At 38.2% G+C, this 25,186-nt stretch carries 25 protein-coding genes and 1 riboswitch; of the genes, 7 read left to right on the forward strand and 18 right to left on the reverse strand.

Translation table 11 applies throughout. The features are described from left to right. Positions 1 to 153: 153 nt before the first annotated feature. Positions 154 to 714, reverse strand: a complete 561-nt coding sequence (locus H9655_RS19700) for a nitroreductase family protein (RefSeq protein ID WP_191816944.1) — start codon at positions 712 to 714, stop codon at positions 154 to 156. Positions 715 to 758: 44 nt separating this feature from the next. After that, on the reverse strand, positions 759 to 1,235 hold the full coding sequence (locus H9655_RS19705; RefSeq protein ID WP_191816945.1) for a methylated-DNA--[protein]-cysteine S-methyltransferase: 477 nt from the start codon (positions 1,233 to 1,235) through the stop codon (positions 759 to 761). Positions 1,236 to 1,369: 134 nt separating this feature from the next. Here H9655_RS19705 and H9655_RS19710 point away from each other — a divergent pair, with 134 nt between their 5' ends. Beyond that, positions 1,370 to 2,578 carry an iron-containing alcohol dehydrogenase family protein gene (locus H9655_RS19710; RefSeq protein ID WP_191816946.1) on the forward strand — a complete coding sequence of 403 codons (1,209 nt, stop codon included), beginning with the start codon at positions 1,370 to 1,372 and terminating at the stop codon, positions 2,576 to 2,578. 133 nt (positions 2,579 to 2,711) lie between these two features. Here H9655_RS19710 and H9655_RS19715 read toward each other — a convergent pair whose 3' ends face one another. From H9655_RS19715 to H9655_RS19730, 4 genes are all read right to left on the reverse strand, one after another. Further along, on the reverse strand, positions 2,712 to 3,446 hold the full coding sequence (locus H9655_RS19715) for an amino acid ABC transporter ATP-binding protein (RefSeq protein ID WP_191816947.1): 735 nt from the start codon (positions 3,444 to 3,446) through the stop codon (positions 2,712 to 2,714). A gap of 24 nt (positions 3,447 to 3,470) precedes the next feature. Then, the gene (locus H9655_RS19720; protein ID WP_191816948.1) at positions 3,471 to 4,229 is read right to left on the reverse strand and encodes an amino acid ABC transporter permease; all 759 of its coding nucleotides are present in this window, start codon (positions 4,227 to 4,229) and stop codon (positions 3,471 to 3,473) included. A 221-nt stretch (positions 4,230 to 4,450) separates the two neighbouring features. Continuing rightward, complete coding sequence (locus H9655_RS19725; protein ID WP_191816949.1) at positions 4,451 to 5,296, reverse strand: transporter substrate-binding domain-containing protein; 846 nt, start codon at positions 5,294 to 5,296, stop codon at positions 4,451 to 4,453. A 128-nt stretch (positions 5,297 to 5,424) separates the two neighbouring features. Beyond that, positions 5,425 to 5,609: riboswitch (Lysine riboswitch) on the reverse strand. A 130-nt stretch (positions 5,610 to 5,739) separates the two neighbouring features. Then, entirely contained in the window at positions 5,740 to 7,227 is a 1,488-nt protein-coding gene (locus tag H9655_RS19730; RefSeq protein ID WP_225230770.1) for a methyl-accepting chemotaxis protein, read from the reverse strand. Between the two features lie 139 nt (positions 7,228 to 7,366). On the opposite strand from H9655_RS19730, the gene H9655_RS19735 reads away from it, so the two are divergent. Beyond that, positions 7,367 to 8,413 carry a ketopantoate reductase family protein gene (locus H9655_RS19735; RefSeq protein ID WP_191816950.1) on the forward strand — a complete coding sequence of 349 codons (1,047 nt, stop codon included), beginning with the start codon at positions 7,367 to 7,369 and terminating at the stop codon, positions 8,411 to 8,413. Between the two features lie 78 nt (positions 8,414 to 8,491). Here the strand turns inward: H9655_RS19735 and H9655_RS19740 are convergent, their stop codons facing one another. The 3 genes from H9655_RS19740 to H9655_RS19750 form a co-directional block, all read right to left on the reverse strand. After that, positions 8,492 to 9,208 (reverse strand): sulfite exporter TauE/SafE family protein, encoded by a 717-nt coding sequence (locus H9655_RS19740; protein WP_225230771.1) that lies wholly within the window; start codon positions 9,206 to 9,208, stop codon positions 8,492 to 8,494. 193 nt (positions 9,209 to 9,401) lie between these two features. Further along, a complete protein-coding gene (locus H9655_RS19745) occupies positions 9,402 to 9,959 on the reverse strand; it encodes a class I SAM-dependent methyltransferase (RefSeq protein ID WP_191816951.1) in 558 nt (185 codons plus the stop codon). Positions 9,960 to 10,083: 124 nt separating this feature from the next. Continuing rightward, a complete protein-coding gene (locus H9655_RS19750) occupies positions 10,084 to 10,713 on the reverse strand; it encodes a LysE family translocator (protein WP_191816952.1) in 630 nt (209 codons plus the stop codon). Positions 10,714 to 11,119: 406 nt separating this feature from the next. On the opposite strand from H9655_RS19750, the gene H9655_RS19755 reads away from it, so the two are divergent. The 3 genes from H9655_RS19755 to H9655_RS19765 all read left to right on the forward strand — a co-directional run bounded on the left by H9655_RS19755 (position 11,120) and on the right by H9655_RS19765 (position 13,890). Further along, complete coding sequence (locus H9655_RS19755; RefSeq protein ID WP_191816953.1) at positions 11,120 to 11,809, forward strand: response regulator transcription factor; 690 nt, start codon at positions 11,120 to 11,122, stop codon at positions 11,807 to 11,809. Further along, a complete protein-coding gene (locus tag H9655_RS19760) occupies positions 11,802 to 12,911 on the forward strand; it encodes a HAMP domain-containing sensor histidine kinase (protein ID WP_191816954.1) in 1,110 nt (369 codons plus the stop codon). The genes H9655_RS19755 and H9655_RS19760 overlap by 8 nt, the downstream gene beginning before the upstream one ends. Positions 12,912 to 13,005: 94 nt before the next feature. Further along, positions 13,006 to 13,890, forward strand: coding sequence for a M15 family metallopeptidase (locus H9655_RS19765; protein ID WP_191816955.1), 885 nt, complete (start codon positions 13,006 to 13,008; stop codon positions 13,888 to 13,890). Positions 13,891 to 14,009: 119 nt separating this feature from the next. Here H9655_RS19765 and H9655_RS19770 read toward each other — a convergent pair whose 3' ends face one another. The 7 genes from H9655_RS19770 to H9655_RS19800 form a co-directional block, all read right to left on the reverse strand. Beyond that, positions 14,010 to 14,690 (reverse strand): DUF3885 domain-containing protein, encoded by a 681-nt coding sequence (locus tag H9655_RS19770; protein ID WP_191816956.1) that lies wholly within the window; start codon positions 14,688 to 14,690, stop codon positions 14,010 to 14,012. 12 nt (positions 14,691 to 14,702) lie between these two features. Then, on the reverse strand, positions 14,703 to 15,491 hold the full coding sequence (locus H9655_RS19775; RefSeq protein WP_095371426.1) for a putative hydro-lyase: 789 nt from the start codon (positions 15,489 to 15,491) through the stop codon (positions 14,703 to 14,705). A 23-nt stretch (positions 15,492 to 15,514) separates the two neighbouring features. Continuing rightward, a complete protein-coding gene (locus H9655_RS19780) occupies positions 15,515 to 16,705 on the reverse strand; it encodes an NRAMP family divalent metal transporter (protein ID WP_191816958.1) in 1,191 nt (396 codons plus the stop codon). Then, the gene (locus H9655_RS19785; RefSeq protein WP_191816959.1) at positions 16,702 to 17,469 is read right to left on the reverse strand and encodes a LamB/YcsF family protein; all 768 of its coding nucleotides are present in this window, start codon (positions 17,467 to 17,469) and stop codon (positions 16,702 to 16,704) included. The genes H9655_RS19780 and H9655_RS19785 overlap by 4 nt, the downstream gene beginning before the upstream one ends. 11 nt (positions 17,470 to 17,480) lie before the next feature. After that, a complete protein-coding gene (locus H9655_RS19790; protein WP_191816960.1) occupies positions 17,481 to 18,470 on the reverse strand; it encodes a 5-oxoprolinase subunit C family protein in 990 nt (329 codons plus the stop codon). Continuing rightward, entirely contained in the window at positions 18,467 to 19,180 is a 714-nt protein-coding gene (gene pxpB, locus H9655_RS19795) for a 5-oxoprolinase subunit PxpB (protein ID WP_191816961.1), read from the reverse strand. Before pxpB ends, H9655_RS19790 begins: the two co-directional genes overlap by 4 nt. A 190-nt stretch (positions 19,181 to 19,370) precedes the next feature. After that, positions 19,371 to 19,916, reverse strand: coding sequence for a TetR/AcrR family transcriptional regulator (locus H9655_RS19800; RefSeq protein ID WP_191816962.1), 546 nt, complete (start codon positions 19,914 to 19,916; stop codon positions 19,371 to 19,373). Positions 19,917 to 20,142: 226 nt separating this feature from the next. Between H9655_RS19800 and H9655_RS19805 the strand changes: the two genes are divergently transcribed. After that, the gene (locus tag H9655_RS19805) at positions 20,143 to 21,039 is read left to right on the forward strand and encodes a LysR family transcriptional regulator (RefSeq protein WP_191816963.1); all 897 of its coding nucleotides are present in this window, start codon (positions 20,143 to 20,145) and stop codon (positions 21,037 to 21,039) included. 331 nt (positions 21,040 to 21,370) lie between these two features. Here the strand turns inward: H9655_RS19805 and H9655_RS19810 are convergent, their stop codons facing one another. Next, the gene (locus H9655_RS19810; protein WP_191816964.1) at positions 21,371 to 22,717 is read right to left on the reverse strand and encodes a GntP family permease; all 1,347 of its coding nucleotides are present in this window, start codon (positions 22,715 to 22,717) and stop codon (positions 21,371 to 21,373) included. Positions 22,718 to 22,742: 25 nt separating this feature from the next. Then, entirely contained in the window at positions 22,743 to 23,879 is a 1,137-nt protein-coding gene (locus H9655_RS19815) for a glycerate kinase (RefSeq protein ID WP_191816965.1), read from the reverse strand. A gap of 186 nt (positions 23,880 to 24,065) precedes the next feature. Between H9655_RS19815 and H9655_RS19820 the strand changes: the two genes are divergently transcribed. After that, complete coding sequence (locus H9655_RS19820; RefSeq protein ID WP_191816966.1) at positions 24,066 to 25,154, forward strand: CdaR family transcriptional regulator; 1,089 nt, start codon at positions 24,066 to 24,068, stop codon at positions 25,152 to 25,154. Positions 25,155 to 25,186 lie beyond the last annotated feature (32 nt).

Here is a 25,186-nt window from a genome sequence, read left to right on the forward strand (position 1 = left end):
AATCATTATTAATTTATATACCCATAGTATACCTAACTACTCCTTCCAAAAAACCTACTTGATCGACTTTAAAAGAATGATACATTCTAGGCAATAAAAAAAGGCTAGGAACTGCTTTTCGCGCATCCCCTAGCCTTTCATCGTCACCTTATTTTACGCTTTAATAATTTGCAGCTTTTCTTTAATACTTGTTCGCGGCTTTGCTTCAGGTATATGATCAGCATAACCAATCATTAAAGTAGCTACTACTTTCTCCCCTGGTTTGACACCAATCGCCTCACGGAAGACAGGATTGTAAATCCAATCATTGGTCCGCCAAATCATACCGATGCCTCTTTCCCATGCAGCTAATTGGAAGTTTTGAATCATTGCACTCACTGCCCCGTAGTCTTCATCCCATGTTTTCTGACGAGGGTCCTCAGGCATAACAACGACAAGATGCAATGGAATAGAGCGGAAGTAAGCTGATTTATTCTGTGCTTTTTCAGGAATCCTACCATCTTTTGCTTTTTGCGATTGACAATAAGCATCAATAAACTTCTCTTTTCCTTCTTCAGCAAAAAGTAATAAGCGCCATGGTTCCGTCATTTTATGATTCGGTGCCCATTTTGCCACCTCTAGTAGCTCTACAATTTCATCTATACTTACAGGATCTTGTTTAAACTTTTTAATCGAACGGCGATCCTTAATAATCTCATCTATCTTTCTTTCCATTTCAAGTCACCTTCTTCTAACAATTTGCTTACCTGCCTATTATACTATTTTCTGAACTTTCTTTCATGCGCAAGCAACCATCCTTTTCTTTCCATGCCACCTGCATAGCCAGTTAATGTCCCATTTGTGCCAATAATTCGATGGCAAGGAATAATGATGCTGATTTTATTTTTACCATTCGCGCTACCGACCGCGCGCACAGCTTTTTCATTCCCGATAATGACAGCAATGTCTTTATAAGAAGCCGTTTCACCGAAGGGAATCGTTGTTAATGCTTGCCATACATTCGTTTGAAAGGTTGTCCCATTTAACTCATAAGTGAGATCAAAAACCTCTCTCTTCCCTTGAAAATATTCCTCTAATTGCCGTACGCATGCCTTCATTACATCTGGAGAGTCATCCCTCAATGGTTCTTTAATTTCCGTTCCATCAAGAAATTGAACAGCTGTGATGGCTTTTTCTGTTCCTTCGATGGCTAGCACACCAACAGGAGAATTTATTTGAACAAGCGTTTTCGCCATAACGATCCCACTCCCTCTTTTTTACTTGTATTCTATCATTCTTTCTAAAATTTAGTTAGAGAAAGGAGGAAATTACCTTGTAAGCGCTTAACTATTTATAAGTAAATAATTATTGAAAAGGAGAGGATCAACGAATGAGTTTATTGAACGCATCATTTCACTTAAATCTACAAACAGATTTAAAATTTGGGTATGAGGTCGTTCAACAAGAGCTTGCAGACAAAGTGAAATCGACAGGAAAGAAAAAAGTCTTTATTTGTACAGATAAAGGCTTGATATCATCAGGTGTCGTAGAAAAGGTTACTCAAGTATTAGAGGCTGCATCGATTGAATACGCTGTTTATGCCGATATCGAACCCAATCCGACTGCCCATTCTGTTATGGAAGGCGTGAAGAGTTTCCAGCTAGAAGGTGCCGACTTGATCATTGCCCTTGGTGGCGGTAGCTCCATGGACTTTGCCAAAGGGCTCGCTGTCGCAGTCACGCATCCAGGACATGTGCTGGAATACTCGCTTGGTGGTAAGAAAATAGAAGATAAGTTGCCACTACTTTTCGCGATTCCGACAACAGTCGGAACGGGTTCTGAAGTCACCATAGCAAGTGTCATTACCGATAGCGATGGCGGTAGAAAACTTGTGCTTGGCTCCCCGTTTCTTGTTCCGAAAGTCGTGTTTGTGGACCCCGCCCTTACGCTCGGATTACCGCGTAAGCAAGTCGCGGCAACAGGTGCTGATGCACTTGTCCACGCCATTGAATCTTATGTTTCTCTACCTGCTAATCCGTTTACAGACGCTCTTGCCCTACAAGCCATTCGCATGATCTGGTCCTATTTACCACAAACCTACGCACATGCAGATAATTTAGAAGCGCGAGGCCAAGTCCATCTTGCTAGCACACTAGCAGGCATGTCATTTAGCCTTGGCGGACTAGGAATTGTTCATTCCTTATCACATCCGATGTCTGCGCGGTACGGTGTGCCTCATGGTATTGCCAATGCCGTTATTCTGCCAAAAGTCATTGCCTACAACCTTCCTGCCTCTACAGAAAGATATGCGACCATTGCTCGTATGATTGATCCGTCGTTACACGCCGTTGGTTTACAACAAGCAGGCAAATCACTGATTCCACTAGTAGAAGATTTATTACAGTCTATTGATATTCCAAAAGATTTCACACATCTCGACCACAACTTCACAGATGGAGATATCTCCCAACTTGCAGAAGATGCTATGAATGACCATGGAACCATCCATTACAATCCGAGAAAAGCGGTGAAAGAGGATATGGAAGCTATTTATAAAGAAGTCCTACCGGTGAATGTCGACCAAAAGGTTTATCATTGATTAGCTAGTTTTCTACCGAGGATAAAGATAATAGGGTTTATCTCATCGTCTTCGTCAAAAAAGCCTGCACAAACACAAGACGCCTTAATTCGTGTTTGTACAGGCTTTTATTAAGCAAGAACTGATATTTGCTTTATTTTCTTGTACGCTGTAAAAATTCCTTCGTTCTGTCTTTCTGAGGGGCATTAAAGATTTGCTCTGGTGTGCCTTCCTCAGCAATGACGCCTTTATCCATGAAGACGACGCGGTCCGATACTTCACGGGCGAATTCCATTTCGTGCGTTACGATGAGCATGGTAAGTCCCGTTCCCGCTAGCTCTTTCATGACTTTTAACACTTCACCAACCATTTCCGGATCAAGTGCTGATGTTGGTTCGTCAAACAGCATGACATCGGGCTCCATAGATAATGCTCTTGCAATGGCTACACGTTGTTTTTGACCACCGGATAGTTGCCTCGGTTTTGCTTCTACATACGCATCCATACCAACGACATGGAGATATTTTTTAGCGACTTTTTCGGCCTCTTCTTTTGAACGCTTTAATACTTTTATTTGACCAACAACACAGTTCCCTAACACATTGTGATTATTGAATAAGTTAAAAGATTGAAATACCATGCCAAGATTTTTGCGATATTGATGGACATTATGTTTATCATCTAGAATATTTTCACCGTTATAAATAATTTGTCCACCGCTTGGCTTTTCCAGTAGATTCACACATCGGAGTAATGTTGATTTTCCCGATCCTGATGACCCGATGATTGTGACAACTTCTCCTTTATTTACTGAGAAGTTAATATCCTTTAGTACTTCATGACTCCCGAAAGACTTACTTAACCCTTGAATGTCAACGACCGTACTCATTTTCTCATCTCTCCTTTCCGCCACTTAAGCTCCTGTTGTCTTTCTTTTGATATCCTCTGCCGTGTCCATTTCACCTGCAATGACATAGTTTGCTGGTCCATCCATTCTTCTTTCGATATAGCGCAAAATTAATGTCACAGTATAAGTCATAATGAAATAAATAATACAAACAACAAAGAATGATTCAAAATAGCGGAAATTATTACCGGCAATCGAATTCGTTTGGAAAAACAATTCGGATATCGAGATGACACTTAGTACAGCGGTATCTTTAATATTAATAATGAACTGGTTTCCTGTTGCGGGAAGAATGTTGCGAATGACCTGTGGTAAAACAACATTCATCATTGTCTGTACGTGGTTCATACCGATTGCTTGTGCTGCCTCATATTGACCTTGATCGACAGAGATAATTCCTCCGCGAACGATTTCTGCCATATAAGCACCTGTGTTAATGGAAACAATGACAATACCTGCAATTAACGGATCCATCTGATAACCAAAAGCCATCGCTGCACCGTAAAAAATAACCATTGCCTGTACAATCATTGGCGTACCTCTAAAAAATTCAATATAAGCTGATAATATAAGATTAACGACCTTCAATAATAATCGTTTTGACCCTTTTTCTGGCATTGGGATCGTCCGTAAAACCCCTGATAATAGACCAATTAACGCACCGAAAACGGTACCAATTAGGGCAATTAATAATGTTACACCTGCGCCGCGTAGGAACATTGGCCAATACTCGACTACGATGCGAATAATCCATTCAATACTCATTGATATTATCTCCTTTTCTCTCATAATGATTGGCCCTTTTTTACCAATCATTCTGCTAAGGATACATGGTCATGAAGAAACTCGACTGTGGAATAGGCTCTTTTTTATTAAAAGTCTCACCTGCTCCACTATGGTATTAAAAAGACAAGTCTCAACTGCAAAATGGTATTTCCTTATCTCGAAACAAAACCGGCTACATCTCATGCAGCCGGCTCATTTAGTTATTCTGCCGCTGGCTGATTCTCAATCGCAGCATCCATCAATTTTTTCTGCTCTTCTTCAGAAATATCTGCAAGGATTTCATTGATTTTATCTGTTAATTCGCTATCTTTTTTCAACCCTACTGCAATGGCAGTATCTTCTTCACTTGTCTCAAATCCTTCAGTAAATTCAACCATCGCAAAATTATCATTAGCAGCTGAAGCACTTACACCTTCTGGGCGTTCAGAAACATAACCGTCAATAATTCCGGACTCTAACGCAACACGCATAGCAGGGAAGCTCTCCATCGCTGTTTGCTGTTGTACGCCGTCAATTTGATTAATCACTGAATAATGAAATGTATTTAATTGGGCAGTAACTTTTGCTCCACTGAAGTCTTGAATCGATGTAGCATTTTCGTAATCGCCACCTTTTTTCACAACCATCACTAAATCAGATTCGTAATAGTTATCGGAAAAATCAATTGTTTCTTTTCGTTCTGCTGTTGGTGACATCCCAGCGATAATGGCATCAATCTTATCTGAGTTAAGAGAAGGGACTAAGCCATCCCATTTTGTTTTCACAATCACTAGTTCTTTCCCTAAGCCTTCTGCTATTTTCTTAGCAATCTCAACATCGTACCCGCCTGCAAACTCTGAATTACCTTCAATTGCTACTGCGCCGTTACTATCATCCATTTGCGTCCAGTTAAATGGCGCATAACCAGCCTCTAGTCCTACACGAAAAACGTCTTTATCTTCTCCACCTGAACCCGTGTTACCTTCTGCTTCGTCACCTGAACCACAAGCAGCTAGAAACATACTCAGTACTAAAGCCATAGCTAGTAAAGCAAATCTCTTTTTCATTTCTATTCCCCCTAATATATTTTTCTATTAATTAAACTATTCCGAATTAAGAAAAAGAATAACAAAAAAGACCTGAGATGAACTCAGGTCCTTGTTATTCTTCCGCCTAAATCCTCTACTTTTCCCATTTTAGAGATAGTGCACCTTAATAAACCGGGTAAGCTTATTAAGACAGTCCTGCAATTATTCACTGCAGACCCAACATGCTATACAATCGGATATAGCACATTTCGGCGATATTTCCTTCTCTTTAGTCTCATCATGCCTTATCACTCTACTAAAGACTGTTAAATACCGCGCCTCTACCCCACCAGAAAAAGTGAGGTTTATTCAATTTGATATCTATTAGGCTACAATAGTTTAATAGCGTCTGTCAATATAAACTCTATGGAAAATTGGTCCTTTTTTCGCACATCCTTTTGATTAGAGGACAATGATCAATATTAAACTTGTTTACTTGAAGCTAGCTCTTTTAGCTGGACACTCAACCGGTTAATATCGGCTACCGAATGATTTACGTTTGATACCATTGCATGTTCATCTTCTATGATGGCAACGATTTCTTCTGTAGCTGCGGCATTTTCCTCTGAAATATTCGCCATATTTTCAATCTGTTCTTGAATTTGTTCAAACTTTTCGGTTGCCGCGGAAACCTCGTTTACTCCTCTCACTAACTCTAAGTTGTTTTCTTGTAATGATGTTTGTATTTCGTTGAAAAAGGCAGATATCTCTGTTAACAGTGCTTGTCCCTGCTTTACAGCACCCTCCCCTTCAATAGAGCTTTTACGTGCTTCAAGAGACTGATTGAAAAGGGTATTCGTCACTTCAGAGATCGCCACCGTAATTTCAGCACTTTGCTCAGCTAACTTCCTTACTTCATCTGCAACGACCGCAAAGCCTCGCCCATGCTCTCCCGCTCTTGCTGATTCAATCGCTGCATTTAATGCAAGTAAATTTGTTTGTTCTGCTATTTGTTTAATGCCTGCCAATAATTTATTCACTTGTTCCATACTTGAATGAACATCTGATACCGTCGATGCTGTCACACTAATCGTTGTATTTACAGTATTCATATGTGTTGTAACATCGACAATCTTAGTTAAACCGTCTTGTACTTTTTCATTCATATTCTTCGATTTTTCTACGACGTCCTCTGAAATGGCAACTGACTCTTTTGTGTTTTGTAAAGACTGACTCATAGAATCATTGACAATATTCAAACTGTTCGCTTCTTCTTGAATACTTGTTGCCATCTGTTGAGCAGCTTCTAATACTTGTTGGCTTGACTCATGTATCGTTTCAATATTTTGCTTAAAGAGCCCAATATGATTTTCTAGCGTCACTGTACCTTTATCAATTGAACCAAAAGTGTCTTGCAACTGCATAAGGAGGTCTTTTGACTCTAATTCTTTTTGCTCTGCTTGGTCAATTAATTCCCTCCCCCAACTAGCTAATAAATAAAATAAATACAAAATCCCGTTGCTGACAAGAATAATAGTTACAATACTCCGGACACTATTACTTTCACCCAATAACTGATGGCCGATGATCAAGTAGGTTGCAATAAAACTAACATTATAGAATACCGAAAAAGCAACAATCATTTCTTTTTTAAAATATAGTACCACCATTGCAATCGTTAAGAATAAAATATAATGCTTATTCAAAGCATACCCGTCAATAAAAAAGAGTGCCATCACAATAAGGTTTGGTGTAGCAGCATACAAAAAACCCTTTACGTAATCATTGATACGCAAAAAGTACAGAACAATTGCCATGACAATGACAAACATCCCAGCACTCATAATGACAATTGAATCGCTTATACCCCGGTCAATAACAATGGGGAAGACTAATAAGACAGCTAATATCATTAATCCCCACATATTCACTTTATGAACTCTTAATAATTCATTCTTTTGCGTATCCAATTGTTTCTCCTCCTAATTTCATCCAAAAAGGACTTTCAGCCTATTATTTGGGTTTTTTTTCTTTTATTTCTAGTATTTATTTCGGTATGATTAACTATAATGTTAGTTCTTTACAACTAAATATTTTAGGAGGATACATATGAGAATTGCTATTATGGGAACAGGATCTTTAGGAACGATTATTGGGGCACACTTATCAAAAGGGGTGCATCAAGTGGAATGCATCGATGTAAATACCGATCATATCCATGCATTAAACAGAAACGGTGCAACAGTTGTGGGGACTGTTAACCTAAAGGCCTCTGTGAAAGCCATCACGCCAAATGAAATGACTGACATTTATGACCTTGTCTTACTTTTAACTAAGCAAGTATACAATAAATCAGTACTCCTACAACTTCAAGCGCATATGAACGAAGCAAGTATATTACTCTCTCTTCAAAATGGTGTTCCAGAAGAAAGTTTAATAGAATCACTTGGTGCAGATCGTATAATCGGTGGCTCTGTAGAGTTTGGTGCTACTTGGGTAAAACCAGGTGTCTCACAATTAACATCAGACAAACATGCATTCTCTGCGCACGCTTTTCAAATTGGTGAGTTAGACGGACAGATGACTGATCGTGTGAATCAAGTAAAAACCGTTCTTGAAGATGTTGGTGGCACCATCGTGTCAAATAATCTAATCGGTACAAAATGGTCCAAGCTTCTTGTCAATGTAGCGATGAGCGGTATGTCTGCCGCACTAGGTTGTACATATGGGGATATACTGAATAATGAGGCCGCTGTCACAAGTGCTGTGATGTTGGCTGATGAAACATTGAAGGTTGGTTACGCGAATAACATTCAATTTAGCGAACTGGCTGGTGTAAATGTAGGTATTTTCTCTATTAACGAAGACAAGAGCAATCTACCAAGGGTCATCCAAATTGCTAAACAAGCATTTGGTCCTCAAGCACTGCTCAAAGCTAGTATGCTACAAGATTTAGAAAAAGGATTACAAACAGAAGTCGACTATATTAACGGTTACATCTCAACAAAAGGGACCGCCCTACAAGTTCCTACACCAGTAAATGATCTTGTCACTAGCTTAATCAAACAAGCGGAAGAAACAAAACAACTGCCGGAGTTTGATAAGAATATTAAAGCTTTTGAATCCCTATTAAACAAAGAAATGGCTGTTCATTAATCCATAATTGAAAGACTGGTGAGACGTTCTAAATCGAACATCTCACCAGTCTTTTTTTCTTCTAATTCGCATGCGGGTTTAGAGAAATAATTGGTTGATACATAAGTATAATCCAGTAAATAAAAGGATTAAGTAAGAAATAATTGAGAAAAACCTTTGGCTCATGACTTTAAATAATAACTGCCCTAAAAATATGCCAATTAGTGCAACAGGAGCCCCGGCCAAACTAGCGAGCCAAACTGTTTGTGTAGTGCCAGCAACAACCATTTGGATAGCCAGACTAATCACATAGATATATAAATAAAAAGCAATTGTCGTCCCTCTCAGACTTTCCATCTTCGTTTTTGTGCCCGAAAAATACAATAATAACGGCGGACCTGGCATACCAATACTTGTCGTTAACATACCAGATAACCCACCAGCACCATAATCTCTATTTTTCGTTTGCTTCATCTTCAATTGAGCAATCATCAACACTGTCAAAACCAAAATTAAAACGCCTATACCTATTTTTAACCAATTGAGTGGTAACCAAAGAAAAATGACCATCCCTAAAGGCAACCCACAAATACTACCGATGGTAAGTCGTTTTAACACTTTTTGATCCACGTCAACCTTGACTTTCCCTATCATGACAATCGAAATAAACAAAGATAAAATTAAGTTGATTTGAATGGCTTCCATCGGCTCAAAAAACAGTAGTAAAAATGGCGTCGCTAGAATAGAAAAGCCATACCCCGTACTCGCCTGTAATATAGAAGCAATTAAAATAAGTAGTATATATAAAATGAGCAATTGAGCAAACCACCTTCACTATTCCAGAGACTTTTTCTCCTTCCTCTATTTTACCATTTTAGCTAACAAAACCCTCATAAGATGAGACTTTTTGTTTCACGTGGAACGAGGACTTATCAGCTTAAGATAAAAAAGTGCCTTTTAGTTAAAGTGGTTCAGGCTTTCTTAAATACAAATATAACTATTACCTTTATTACTTCTTTTCTGCCCTAATGATATAAACCGGCTCATTTCCTAACTTCCTCTGAGAGACCATCATTTCTATATGGTCAAAACCTGCATTTTCCATTGCCTTCATCATATCCCCCGATGAGACTCTCGGTCCTCTGCCATCTGCGGTTTTTTCAATATCAATACATAAGAACGTACCTCGAGCTTTTAAGGTGCGATTGATTTCTTCGAGTACGGTGGATAATGGATTTACCTCATGTAGCGAGATGGAAGCAATCGCAATATCTACTTGTTCATCTGCTAATGGGATCTCTTTAAAATTTGCTGTTACGGGCTGAATGTTTGTGATTCCTCTATTCTCAGCTGTAGACTGCAAATAGTTTAAGATTTCCTCATCTAAATCAAGCGCATAAACTGTATCTACCCTTTCTGCAATAGGTAGTGCCACGTACCCTGCACCAGCTCCTATATCTAATACGACATCACTATGGTTGAGGGGGAGATATTGAAATAATTCCTCAGCAGGAGAACGACCAATATGTTCAAGGTTACTAATTTTTCTTTTTACTTTTTCATTCATAAAAAAACCCCTTTTCAATTACAGATATAAAGACTCCCTAATAACTATAATTTATTTACTCTTCTTTGTAAATGGTTAATTTTGTAGTGGAAGAAAAAACGGAGCAGCGTTTTTCTGCTCCTTATTAGGATGCCTTTGTTTGGAGAAGCTTAATGCCTAAGCCGACAAAGATCATGCCTGTTACCTTATTAAGGATAAATTCTGCTTTAGGATTATTTCTAAGTTTTTTCGTCGTTGTAGAGGCAAACAGAGCGACAATCGAACACCAAATGGTCCCTGTTACAACATAGGTCATACCAAGTATGATAAAAGGAAGTGGGCCATATCCATTGTCTACAGAAATGAATTGAGGAAGAAATGAAATATAGAAAAGCGCCACTTTTGGATTGGTTAAATTCGTTAGTAAACCTTGAGCAAACACTTTCTTTGCAGTTAAAGGTTTCGTCTTTTTGACCTCAAATTGAGAGGATTTTTGAATGACCATACGTGCGCCTAGATAAATTAAATACGCCGCACCAATCACCTTTATAATAGTAAATAAAATGGCTGATGTCGTTAAAATAAGGGATAGTCCAATAGCAGCTAAAAATGTATGCACCATCGCACCTGTAGATATACCAAGAACAGAGTATATCCCTGCCTTCTTTCCTTGCGAGACACTCCGTGAGACAATATACATCGTATCTGTCCCTGGGGTAATATTCATAATAATCGCGGCGGCTAAAAACACCGTAAAACTTGTGATGCCAAACATTTAATCTGCCCCCCTCAAGTAATAAATTCACTCCTATTGTACTCCTCTCGCGAGAAAATAAATAGAATATTTCAAAAGTTATTTCTGAACGAAGATAGCCATTTCTCACTTCTATCAGAATAAGGCTCTCCTGCCACATGACTATACTCATTAATCACTTTAACTCCAACAGTCAAAATTCATCATCAATATTTTTTATTATAAGAGATTTCCAAGTAAGGATTGACAGGCCACAATCCCCCATGATTATTCGTGGACCATTTTGTTTAAAATCTCCTCATACATAAAAAATGCCTCCTGATCGATAGAGCGTTCAAGGAAGGTAACGATTATTCTCTTGCTGGATGAATAAATGGTTAACGGCTATACTATAAGAGATTCTTACTGAAAATTAGAGGTGTACAACGTGAAGCATGTAAATATTTTGATTGCCGATGATGAGGCGGAAATTGCTGACCTTGTTGGGCTCCATTTGGAAAAAGAAGGCTTTCATATTTTCAAGGTAAATGATGGAGAAGAAGCAGTAAAAATTGTACAATCACACCCCATTGATTTGGCTGTCTTAGATATTATGATGCCCCGTCTAGACGGGCATGAAGTCACTAGAATGATTCGCGAACAAAACTATCTTTTTCCGATCATCTTTTTAAGTGCTAAAACATCAGATTTTGACCGTATCACTGGGCTTGTCATTGGTGCGGATGATTATATGACCAAACCGTTTAATCCTATGGAATTAGTGGCACGCGTCAAATCACAATTACGGCGGACAATGCTGTATAATCAATCAGCTTCAAAAGAAAATATATTAGAGTTTCGAGGACTTACAATTGATCCTGATCAACATAAAGTAACAAAATATGATACGGTCCTCTCTCTCACCCCGAAGGAATTTGATATTCTCCTCTTACTCGCTAACCATCCGAATAAGGTTTTTAGTGCAGAGCATATTTTTCAAACTGTGTGGGGAGATGCTTATTATGACAACCAAAATACAGTGATGGTTCATATTCGCACATTAAGAAAGAAACTTGGTGAAGACAAGAACGAGTTCATTAAAACCGTCTGGGGAGTAGGTTATGCCTTTCATGGTTAATTATAAAATCAGCTTTCAAACGAAACTATTACTACTCGTCTTCGTTAGCATGATAGTAGCTGGCGTAATCACATATGCACTTTTTGCATTTATGCAATATTATTATCATCAGTTTGTATTAATCGGTGATCCTTTAGCTCAAATCAGGTTGGCATTAGGAAATACAGGGCTAATTATTACTTTTGCGATTCTATATATTCTATTTACACTCGTATTATTCAAATTACTTACAAGGAGAATTTCATCGTATTTCAGTCACATTTCACACGGTTTAAAGCAATTAGCTAACAGTGATTTTCAATACGAAACAAAAATCTCTACTAATGATGAATTTAGCCAGATAGCAATTGATTTAAATACAGCTAGTCTCAAGCTAAAAGAGGCGATTGAGCGTGGAGATTTCGCTGAGTCAAGCCGTGATCAGTTAATTGTCAATCTCGCCCATGACTTGCGGACACCACTCACATCCGTTATTGGCTATTTAGATATTATCAAAAAAGACACTAGCTTAAACGAGGAACAAAAAAAGCATTATACAAACATTGTCTATAAGAAGGCTGGACGGTTAGAAGAATTAATTGATCACCTTTTTGATATTACAAAATTAAATTATGGGAAGCTCTCTATTACGAGAAGTGAAATTAATTTAAGTGAGTTATTATTACAACTCTGTGAGGAAATGTATCCTGTCCTTAAGAAGAACCACTTAGAGGCAAGATTACAATTGCAACCCGCCTTAATGATTGAAGCAGATGGGAGACAATTAGCACGTGTCTTTGAAAACCTCCTCAATAACGCCATACGCTATGGTGTGGATGGTCAATTTATCGATATTCACTCTTCATTAGATGAAGAAGTAGCGGTTGTGCAGATGATTAACTATGGTGATGATATCAGAGAAGAGGACCTGCCTTATATTTTCGATTCCTTTTACACATCCGACCCTTCTCGCGCCCATCAAGAAGGGGGAACAGGGCTAGGGCTATTTATTGCCAAAAATATTGTGGAACAACATGGCGGTCGTATTACTGTCGATAGTACTGTCATACAAACTAAATTTGAGATTAGACTTCCCGTTCATCCATCTACTTTGGATGATTAAGGGAAAATTTAAGAAAAACTTTAGATTTACCCCTACTTTTTTTTAAGTTTCATTCTTTATCTTTAATTCTATGAATTGAAGGAGGAATAGACGTATGAAGAAGTGGGGATTTTTTTTAGCCATTATTTTATTTTTATTAATAGCCGTCAATCAATATCTTACTTCCAATAAAGTCAATTTATTAAAGGATGATATTGAATACGCCAATGAGGAGAACGAAAATAATGATTTCAAGCCCATACCTTCTAATCGAAATTTAACTTTGGAAGAAGATATGATACACGATGGTCAGTTATTACTTGTTAATGAAGACCATCCATTGAAGAAAAATACGATACTAGACGATGTTGTCAACGTATTTGAATATGATGAAATGAATAAAGAATTTGGCCTTATCGATGCTAATATTGAATTATCGATAGATTTATTAAAACGATTTAATGACATGATACATGCAGCTAACAAAGAAGGGGATTATCAATTTTTACTAACGAGTGGTTATCGAGGCTGGGACACACAACAAGCGCTGTATCAGGAAAAAGGTTCAGATTACGCTCTACCTGCTGGCTATAGTGAGCATAATTTCGGGCTTGCCCTTGATGTTGGATCTCAGACAACAACGATGTATAAAGCAAAGGAAGCCGAATGGTTAGAAGAAAAGGCGTGGATGTATGGTTTTATTTTACGATACCCTGAGAATAAAAGTGATATTACCGGTATTTCATATGAGCCATGGCATATTCGCTATGTTGGCTTGCCACATAGTGCAGTAATGCATGAGAAAAATCTTGTATTAGAGGAATATTTAAGACTGCTAGAAACAGAGAAGACAATTGACTTTACATTAGGTGATGTAACTTATCATATTCAATATTACCCGGTCCATGATAGCAAAACTATTACCTTACCGGATGACGATTACTATCAAATTTCTGGTGATAATAAAGAAGGTGTGATAGTCACTACTTACTCTATTTAAAAAAATAACAGAGCTTTGACCATACTAAAACATGAGAAACAAGAAAATTACCCGAGTGATGTGCACAATTCAGCATGCACACCACTCGAGTATAATTAAGCAGGACTTCATAACCGTTGTTATAATACATCTTTCTCCATACCCAATCTTTGAACCACATCTGCTCGATCGACTTCATCAATCCAGTTACCATACTTTTCATATAGCTGCCTCAGTATCTGAACATTGCGGGCAATGACTTCACAGCCGCGATCATCGTATATGAAAAAAATGACATCTCTCGTTAAATTAATCAAGAAAACATCTGGATAATTGACATGATAACCACCAAAACGTGGTTTTAAAGGAAAGTCTTCATGAGCAGCTGCTTTTATAAGTGATTCTATTTGTATGTCTCGGCACTGACATAATAAAGAGAATTGCTTTAATTGGTATACGTCTGCATCCTCCGCTTCAAAAGGGTAAGGCATGGTTTCCACCTGAAGTTGATACAACTTTTTACATTGCTTCAAATGAGATTGGTAAACCTTTAATTTTCTCGTTCTCTTTTCTTTTTCAACCATTTTATACATATTAGTCACTAGCATCACTTCATCCTCGCTAGCAAATAACTCATTAAAAAGGGTTGTTGCCTGTTCATAAACAAGCTCAAATCTATCCATATTTAACTGACCTTGTTCGTTAAATTGGTAGATTTCTTTAGCGAACGTGAAAGGAATACCGATATTCCATTGCTGATAAATACTTGGCATTAGTTTTAATCCTGGAAAATGAGACTGCAAATAGTTTGATAACTCCATAGAAGCCCTTTCTTACATGATTGCATATTGTTCATTTAACACATCTGTAATAAACATATGACCAGGTGCATGCGTAATCATAATCTCTGGTTTTGCCCGCATCGCCACCGCTTGTGGGGTCACGCCACATGCCCAAAATACAGGAACTTCTCCATCTTTAATGGTCACCGCATCTCCGAACTCAGGCTTGTTAATATCTTTAATCCCTATTTTTTCAGGATTTCCTAAATGTACCGGGGCACCGTGGACTGAAGGAAAACGACTCGTTACTTGAATAGCCCTTATCGCATCCGCTTCTTTCATTGGTCTCATACTTACCACCATCGGGCCTTCAAACATACCAGATTTTACACATTCAATATTAGTTTCATACATAGGCACATTGCAGTTTTCTTCAATATGCCTGATTGGAATATGATTATTTAACAGCGCTTCTTCAAAAGTAAAGCTACATCCAATTAGGAAGCCAACCATATCTGTGCGCCAATAACCGGTTGCATCCTGCACCTCATCCACAAGTTCTCCATGCTTATATATACGGTACTTAGGGATATCTGTCATAATATTGCCGTTTGGTGCGGCTAACTTTGGGATAACTGATCCGACCTCTGTTACATCTATAATCGGACAAGGCTTTTGGTTTCTTTGACAAAATAATAAAAAGTCAAAGGCAAGTTCTTTTGGTAATACAGCTAAATTCGCTTGGATAAAGCCATTAGCAATGCCAGCAGTGGGCTGCTTCCAATGACCATCCCTAATCTGCTTACGTGCTTCTTCAGGACTTACTGTTGTTAAATTCAATCTCATTCACACCTTTCAGGCTCTTATTCAAACAATTGTGGAATACCATTAATTAAAGAGTAACCGCCCATTAATGCCATAACAATGACAATTAGTAGTCCAAAAAGGGTTAACCATAAAGGATGTTTATAGTCACCGACAATCTTCGCCTTATGTGCAGCAATTAACATCACACCTAGAGCGATAGGCAAAATGAGTCCATTTAATGAACCAACTAATACGAGAATCTTTACCGGTTGTCCAATCAAGACAAATACTAAGGTTGATATGGCGATAAAACCGACCGTAAACCACTTCGCATTTTTATCAATAAAATGGGTGAATGTCCGTATAAATGAGACAGATGTATAAGCTGCACCAACAACAGATGTCACCGCTGCTGCCCACATAATCACACCAAATATTTTATAGCCAACATTGCCGGCAGCATGTTGAAACACAGATGCAGCTGGATTATCAGGATTTAATGGTAACCCTTGAGAAACAATCCCTAAAGCAGCTAAGAAAAGGAAAATTCTCATAAGTGAGGCAATTCCGATGGCACTCACTGCACTTCTTGTGACTTGAGGTAAAGCTTCTTTCCCTTTAATACCAGCATCTAATAAACGATGGCCACCAGCAAAGGTAATATAACCACCAACTGTTCCACCTACTAGAGTAACAATAGCTAAAACATCGATAGTCTCAGGTACAAAAGTGCGTACTACAGCTTCACCAACTGGCGGAGAAGAAACAAACATAACATAGACCATTAGACCAATCATAATAAAGCCCATTAATTGGGCAAAACGGTCCATCATCTTTCCTGCCTCACGAACAACAAAGATAGCAATGGCAATTAAACCACTCAATAACGCACCTAATTCTGGAGAAACACCAAATAATACATTCGTTCCGAGTCCTGCTCCGGCAATATTTCCGATATTAAATGCGAGTCCCCCCATCACAATGAGTATAGCTAAAAAATATCCTAAGCCCGGTAAAACCTGATTAGCGATATCTTGAGCTTTCTTTTCTGAGACGGCTAGAATTCGCCAAATATTCAATTGCGCACCAATATCAATGATAATAGAAATTAATATGACAAAACCAAAACTTGCAACGAGTTTTTCTGTAAAAACAGTAGTTTGTGTTAAAAAGCCTGGCCCTATGGCTGAGGTAGCCATTAGGAAGGCTGCACCCAAAATAATACTTCTTGTAGACTGTGTTTTCATTCGCTTTCTCCTATTCTTTTCACTTGGATACTCTCTTTTTGAAGTGTTGCATGAATAAGTTTGGCAAATGCTAGTGCATGTTTACCATCTCCATGAATACAAACGGTATCCGCTAAGATCTCAACATCCTTTCCACTTACCGATGCTACTTTCCCTTCCTTTACCATACGTACTACCTGTGCGACCGCTACCTCTTGATCGGTAATTAATGCATTTGATTCTCTCCTTGAAGTCAAGGAACCATCATCCTGATACGTACGATCAGAAAATACTTCACTAGCAGTTTTTAAGCCGATTTTCTTACCCGCTTTTACTAGCTCACTACCGGCTAAGCCAAATAAAATTAATTCTGGATCGATTTTGTACACAGCTTCTGCAATAGCTTCAGACAATTGGGCATCTTTTGCTGCCATATTGAAAAGGGCTCCGTGTGGTTTGACATGTTGCAACTTTCCGCCCTCAGACTGTACAAAAGCGGACAATGCGCCAATTTGGTAGACAACAATATCGTACGCTTCTTGAGGGGAGATATTCATTTCCCTTCTGCCAAAGCCCACTAAGTCTTGTGTTCCTGGATGAGCGCCAATACCCACTTTTTTCTCTAATGCCAGTTTCACTGTTTTACGCATCGTTGTCGCATCACCTGCATGGAAGCCACAAGCAATATTTGCACTGGTCACATAATTTAATATTTCCTCATCATTACCAATTGTGTAGTTCCCGAAACTTTCACCCAAATCACAGTTTAAATCAATCTTTGTCATCGTTATCCTCCTTATCGATATTTTATTTGGATGCTCTTTTTATACTCATAAAGTCTTTGCTCCTTTTGAATATAGAGCCTTTGAGCTGCTGCAAAAGATATCTTTTCAAAATACACTTCTTCTCCAGGCTTTGTCTGAGCCAAAACATGTAAATCGATGGATGCCACTTGCCCAATCTTCGGATAGCCTCCAGTCGTTTGCCTATCAGCCATTAAGATGATCGGTTGCCCATCAGGTGGTACTTGAATGGTACCCATAGTAACCGCCTCTGAGATCATTTCTTTCTCTTCTGATAATGCGAGTGCGCTCCCACTCAGGCGATAACCCATGCGGTCAGACTGTGATGCCACTTTATATGGGTGACTGAATAAAGCGATTTTGCTGTCTTTATTAAAAAGAGAGAATTGTTTCCCTTCAATCACTCTAATTCTTTGATTAGACGGTCTCCTTGTTTGAATCGGTATACTCCACTGCGCTTCAACAAACGGCTTGTCTGGTTGTTTTAAAGAATCCATGATTTTTCCCGATAACCTACTCTTCTCTTTCAAAGATAATTGATCGCCTTTTTGAAGAGCACGCCCTTTATGACCACCTATATGAGCTCGTAAGTAAGTAGCATAACTATCCATAACCACCTCGACATCAAATCCACCTGCAATGGCTAGATAAGTCCTACATCCCTCTTTATATGAACCAAATGTTAATTCACTTTTCGCCTTTACCCATATAGGACGCCACAACCTCACCTTTTGACCATTGATTTGCGGGCCAATATCTCCTCCACAAAGACTAATCAAACAATCTTCATGAAAGACAATCCGTGGGCCGATTAATGTCATTTCTAATGTAGGTTGTTCTTCGTTGTTCCCAACAAGCATATTCGCAATCTTATGTGCATCTTGATCCATGACACCACTAGCGATTACACCATACTTCTGGAAACCTGTTCGCCCAAGATCTTGTACGGTCGTTAATAAACCTGGTTTCTTAATCTCTATCATGACTGTTCAGCCTCCAATTGCTTGTACTCCTCAAAGCTAATTGGCTTAAATTGAATGCGATCCCCAGCTCTTAGCAATGTTGGCATTTCTCCCTCTGGAGTAAATAATTCGATTGGTGTCCTTCCGATCAATTGCCAACCCCCAGGTGTTTCAATAGGATATACACCTGTTTGCATCCCTGCAATCCCAACAGTCCGAGCTGGAATTTGTAGCCTTGGTGATTTCCTTCTGGGTGCCGCAATCTTTTCAGACATCCCACCGATAAATGGAAATCCGGGGGCAAAACCAATCATATGGACCAAATAATCACCAGCTGCATGAATCGTAATTACTTCATCGGGTGTTAGGTGATTTAACCGGGCAACTTCATCTAAATCGGGCCCAAACTCCCCACCATAACAGACAGGAATGTCAATTTTCCTGGAAGATAGATGAGTTTGTATATCCACAGATTTTAATAATTCATGCAGTTCTGCACAGACAAATTCATAAGGCAGTTGGTCTTTACCGCATAATTGACTAACCTTCCAAATATCATAAAAAACTGCAATATTCGTATAAGCAGGAATACATTCCTTCAGCCACGGTAAGCGTTGACCCTCGAGAAAATGCGAGAACATTTGAATATGTTGTTGAGTTTCAGATGAAATCTGATCCCCTAATTCTATGAGCAAAGCTTGATCTCCCAACGGACAAAAGCGCCATTTCAATTTACACCCCTCCTTTATATAGGTTGTTCAGTTTATTTATAAAAAACCAAATTATACTAATAATCTATTTTTACAGATTATTTTATTTAAATAATACAATAAAGTATTTAAAATAAAAAGCAACTCTAACGATATTTACTATTTTTCATAAAAAAAGGTTGTTAGCATTGCTGTATTGAAGACATGCTTTTTAGTTTTTTGTATTTAATGGATACTGCTTCATCAAGTTCGTGATTTGATTACAAAAATGAGTAGCGTTTTTCTCACAATCCTCTTTTACCCAGTTTAGTATAATTTTAGTGAAACCGCCGATTTGAAATTGAATTAAGTATTCTGCAATATCAACGTCAGTGAATACTTCCTCTAGCCCTTCTTCTATCATTTCAATGAATTCTTCCATAACTAAGTATTCCAAATCATGCGCAAATAGTTTTCTCAACACTGGCTTTTGTAGTTCTGTAATCATAAATATCATATGGATCATTTGTCCTATAGTTAGGTTGTCTTGTCTCTTCCTCATATTGAATAAATCTCGATACAATTGACGTAAATAGATGCGAATAATATCTTCTTTTGTTCCAAAGTTTCTATAAAAAGTTACTCGTGCAATCCCTGCTTGTTTCGTAATTGCCGATATTTTTATTTCACGAAATTGGCATTGATTCATCAAATCCATTAAAGCATTGCACACAATCTCTCGTGTTTTGGTTACTTGCTTATTCGTTGCATCATTCAATTGTCTACTCCTTTTAAGGATATTATTTACTATCTCTCTATAAACACAATTGTTCTAACCTAGTTCTAAATGCTCAACAAACCTAACGAAATACATTCTTTTTACCTATATCGTATTTATTTTAACATAAAACACGCTAGAAAAAACCTGCTCAAAAATATATAGATAGAATCGACGAATTAACAGTATACTAATTTTTGAATCCAAGAAAAATAGGTGATAGTAAATGACCTTTGATCAACTAAAACATTTTTCAACTGTGGCAAAAACACAATCATTCACTGTAGCAGCTCATGAACTTTTCCTTTCGATATCGGCATTAAGCCAATCCATCAGTAGTTTAGAGACTGAGCTAGGGCTGACGTTATTTAAACGCTCGCGTTCTGGTGCCCATTTAACTGCTGAAGGCGCTCTGTTAATTGAAAAGGCAGAGGAAATCATGAAGATGGCGGAAGAATTTCAAACGATCGCACAAGCGCAAACAGAAAAACTCCAAGGACATCTTCGTATTTCTACGATTCCAGGTCCTTCAAACGCCCTACTTGCAGCCGTATTTTCTTTTAAAAAAGAACACCCAAATGTCTCAATAGAGCTTCAAGAGTTAGGACCAAAGGAAATAACCGAAAAACTAATCAATGAAGAAATAGACGTGGGTATGCTTGTTGTTGGGCCATCTTCTGAAGTAAATGAAGATAAATTCCACTTTGAACCTCTACTAGAAGGCTATATGGTTGCTGGTGTGCAGGCCCATTCCACCCTTGCTAAAAAGCCTTTTATTTCAAAAAAGGATTTATCAAGATATCCGATTATTTTATATCAAGATGCTTATCTTAGTCAGACAATCAAACAGCTTCTTGATCACAATAGCGAAAGAAATTTAGTTGTAAAAACCAATCATACAAATGCGATTACCCAATGGGTATCGAGTGGTAATGCGATAACGATTGGACTTGATTATTCATTTCAACATATTGATGGGATTACAGGGGTAAAAATACAAGAATTAAAAGAGGAAAAAGTTCACTACGGCTGGGTTCATTTAAAGAAAAAACATATAAACCGACTGACAGATATTTTCCTTGAAACATTAAATCAGGAAATAAACAAACTTCTTGCACAATAAGAAGCAACCTAAAATAGTACTTAATATTGTAATAGTGGAACGAAAAATGGGACGTTTACAAATAAAGTAGCGTTCATTACAGTAGTTCTGGCAATTGATATGGCTATAGAAAGGTAATGAATATTAATGTAAAAGGGGTTTCCCTTGGTTTACAATATATGCTACCAATTATGCTTGTAAATGGATTCAGTCTTTTCATCAAATTGCTCTTCCGTTGCTGGTTGAATGGTCACGCCAGGACAACCGCCGTATGGGCAGCATTTCATAGTTGCTGGTGGTAAAGGTGCATAATAAAAAGAGGATGCCTTTATATGGCACCCTCCTTTTTATATTAAACTAATATTAACCAAAGAATCATTGTTGTAATGAGGGTAACAATCCCCTGTAATAAGGTTGCCATTGTCTGTGCTTTATAAGCATCTGTCACTTGCATCCCTGTGAACTGTGTTACAACCCAGAAATAGCTATCATTTACATGACTTACTGCCATTGCTCCTGCACCAAGCGCCATGACCACGAGTGCTAATGGGACAGCTCCTTCAATTCCAACTACTGGAAGCATTGGAGCTATTAGCGATGACGTTAACACAAGAGAAGTCGTTGACGATCCTTGCGCTGTCTTTAAGGCCGCTCCGATAATAAATGGGATAAGTAGGAATAACACCCCTGTAAAGACATCAGAAATATCCCACCCTTGAATGATATCTGCAATGCCTGAATTTTTAATCATTGTTCCAAATGAACCACCGACACCAGTAATTAATAGGATCGGTGCAGCATCTAATAATCCTTTACCTACCCAACCGGTTAAAGTTTCTTCATCTAATTTCGGTAATAACGGCAATGCAACAACTATACCTAGTAATAAAGCCATCACTGGATTACCTAAGAAGATAAAAAATTGAGCAAAGCCACCATCAAAGTTTAACAATGAAATAACCGAGCCCAGAGCAATTAATAGAATCGGAAAGATTATTGGCAAGAATGCTTGAAAGGTTGAAGGCATTTTACCAAAAGAGGCCACTACCTTATCGTAATCAAATTCTTCTGAACTATTATCTTCTGGTACTTCAATTTTTGTTGCTACTTTGACAGACCAAAAGTACCCAACTGCTGCAGCTGGTATTGCAACGATAAAACCAATCAGAATAACTGTACCTAAATATACATCTGCACCAATGTTCCCTGCAGCTGCAATGGGTCCTGGTGTAGGAGGTACGAGGGTATGAGTAGCATAAAGCCCTGTTGCTAATGCAACTGACATAGAAGCCATAGCTACTTTAGCTCTCTTAGCTAGCGCTTGTCTTAAACTATTCAAAATAATAAAACCAGAATCACAAAAAACAGGAATAGAGACGATAAAACCAATAATGCTCATAGCTAATTGTGGTCTTTTCGGACCAACAATTCGTAAGACAACTTCCGCCATTCGATAAGCAGCGCCGGCCTTTTCTAGAATCACACCAATAATCGTACCAAATACGATGACTAGACCAATACTAGTCATTACACCACCAAAGCCTGTATTGATGCTCTCTATAATTAACTCAAAAGGCATTCCCGATGCAAAACCTACGAATAAAGCACCAATAAGTAAGGACATAAATGGGTGGATTTTGAATTTAGCTGTAGCCAAAACTATAATTAACACACCAATAGCAATAATTAAAAACAACATTGTATTACCCTCCTAACAAGCTATTTTATATATTGTAAGCAAGATACGTTCTTATCACTCGTTCTGCCGCTGACTCGAGTAACTCTTCTGTTCGGGCCATCGCTTCTTCTAAATCCATAGGGCCTGTTGTTAAACTATGCACACTTGTGATTCCGTACTGATACAACTCATCGATCCCTTTACCTATCGATCCAGCTAATACGAAAACAGGTGCTCCCTCAACCTTTGCTGCCTCAGCTACACCCATAGGTGTTTTCCCTGAAGCTGTTTGGTAATCACACTGCCCTTCGCCAGTAAACACACAAGTTGCTCCCTTTAATTTCTCTCGCAACCCTGTATACTCAATAACAATATCAATACCTCTTTTCATTTCAGCAGGGAAAAAGGCTTGAAAAGCGCCCCCAATACCACCAGCTGCACCTGCACCCGGCCGATCATGTAAGCGAACTTTAGTCGCTTGTTCAATCACATTTGCCCAGTTAACCATATAACGATCTAACATCTCGACCACTTCAGGACTTGCCCCTTTTTGAGGACCAAAAACATGAGAAGCGCCATTAGGACCAACAAACGGATTCTGTACATCAGAAGCGATTAGAAATTGACAATCCTTAATCCGCGAATCAAGAGAGTCTAATTGAACAGTCGTAACCTTGCCTAACGCTTCGCCACCAAGACCAATTTCTTCTCCGGCATCGTTCATCATTTTTAGCCCTAGAGCTTGTAACATACCAGCTCCGCCATCATTGGTAGCGCTTCCACCAACTGCTAAAATAAAATGGCGATATCCATCATCTAACGCTTTCTTAATTAATTCCCCTGTGCCAAAAGTTGTAGCAATCAATGGATTACGTACACTTTTATCTATCAGCTCTAAACCGGAGGCACTTGCCATTTCAATGACACATGTTTTTTCATCGCCGAGTACACCATACTCCGCCTCGACCTTTTTGTGTAATGGACCCATTACACTAACTTTTACCTTCTGTCCCCCCGTTGCGGATACAAGACTATCCATTGTTCCTTCTCCACCATCCGCTACAGGAACAGAAATAACTTCACACGAGGGAAGCGCTTTCTTAACACCTCTAGCAATTGCTTCTGCAGCAGAAACACTTGATAAGCTACCTTTATATGAATCAGGTGCAATAACTACTTTCATAAAATCGCCCACCTAACATCTATTGTGTTATCCTTATTATAATTATGTGTTATACTATTTGTCATCGGTATGGTTGAACAAAAAAACAGATTATTTTGGATTAATTTTTATCTATTATAAACAGATTGTGATATTATTTTACTGATATATAACAAACGAAATGAAGAGAATAAGGATGGGCCATATATGTTAACACGTGAAATTGCCGCAGAAATTGTTAAGCAAACCATGGTTAGACTGGATAGGAATATAAACATTATGGATGATAGAGGCAAAATTATTGCATCTGGTAATCCCGATCGAATCAATACGATTCATGAAGGAGCAACCGAAGTTTTACGTACTGGTAGAGCTGTCACCATTAGTGATAAGGATATTCAGTGGAAAAATTCATATCCCGGTGTTAACCTACCTATTCATTTTCAAAAAAAAATCATCGGTGTGATTGGCATTACTGGTGACCCAGAGGAAATTTTCGAATTTGGTGAGTTAGTAAAAATGATTACAGAGATGATGATTCAACAATCTTTTAGTTTAGATCAGTTAGAATGGCAACAAAAAGCGAAGGATCATTTATTCGATGATTTATTACAGGACTCCATCGAATATCCATCAATTGAACAACGATTTAAATTATTTGAGATTCAACTTTTGCCCCCCTTTCAAGTGTCAGTCATTAAAACAGATATGCCTAAATTGAAAAAAAATGACTTTATCCAATGGGTGGAGAGATTTTTTCCTAAAGAGAATACATTGATTGGTTTCCTAGGGATAAATCAACAATTTATTCTTCATACAGGCTTAACAGAGATACAAATCATGAATCGCTACCAAAATTTCATTTCATTTATAGAAGAAAAACAACTCACTGCGAGAATTGGATTGGGTGCGAATGTAAATACTGTCAATGACATTCATCATTCCTATCAGCAGTCGATTTCAGCTTTAACGTTAAGTGATGAGTCTTCTATTTTTTCCACTTTTAAAGAAATTGAAGCACAAGCATTACTGAATGAACTGAGTGAAGCATCTAAAACCTACTATTATACAAGAGTACTGAATGGACTTTCGGAGAAACTCATTGAAACACTTGAAAGCTTGTTTGCAAACAATTTAAACCTTGGAGAGTGTGCAAAAAGTTTATTTATCCATAGAAACTCACTCATTTATCGGTTAAAGAAAATCAAAGAAATAACCGGATATAACCCACAGCATACTCTCGATGCGATTACACTGCAACTTGCGATTTGGCTTAGGAAAATGCATAAAGAGTAAAACACCTTCCTTACTTAATGGATGGTCCCCTT

This window comes from Cytobacillus stercorigallinarum (assembly GCF_014836495.1).
Taxonomy (GTDB): Bacteria; Bacillota; Bacilli; order Bacillales; family Cytobacillaceae; genus Cytobacillus; species Cytobacillus stercorigallinarum.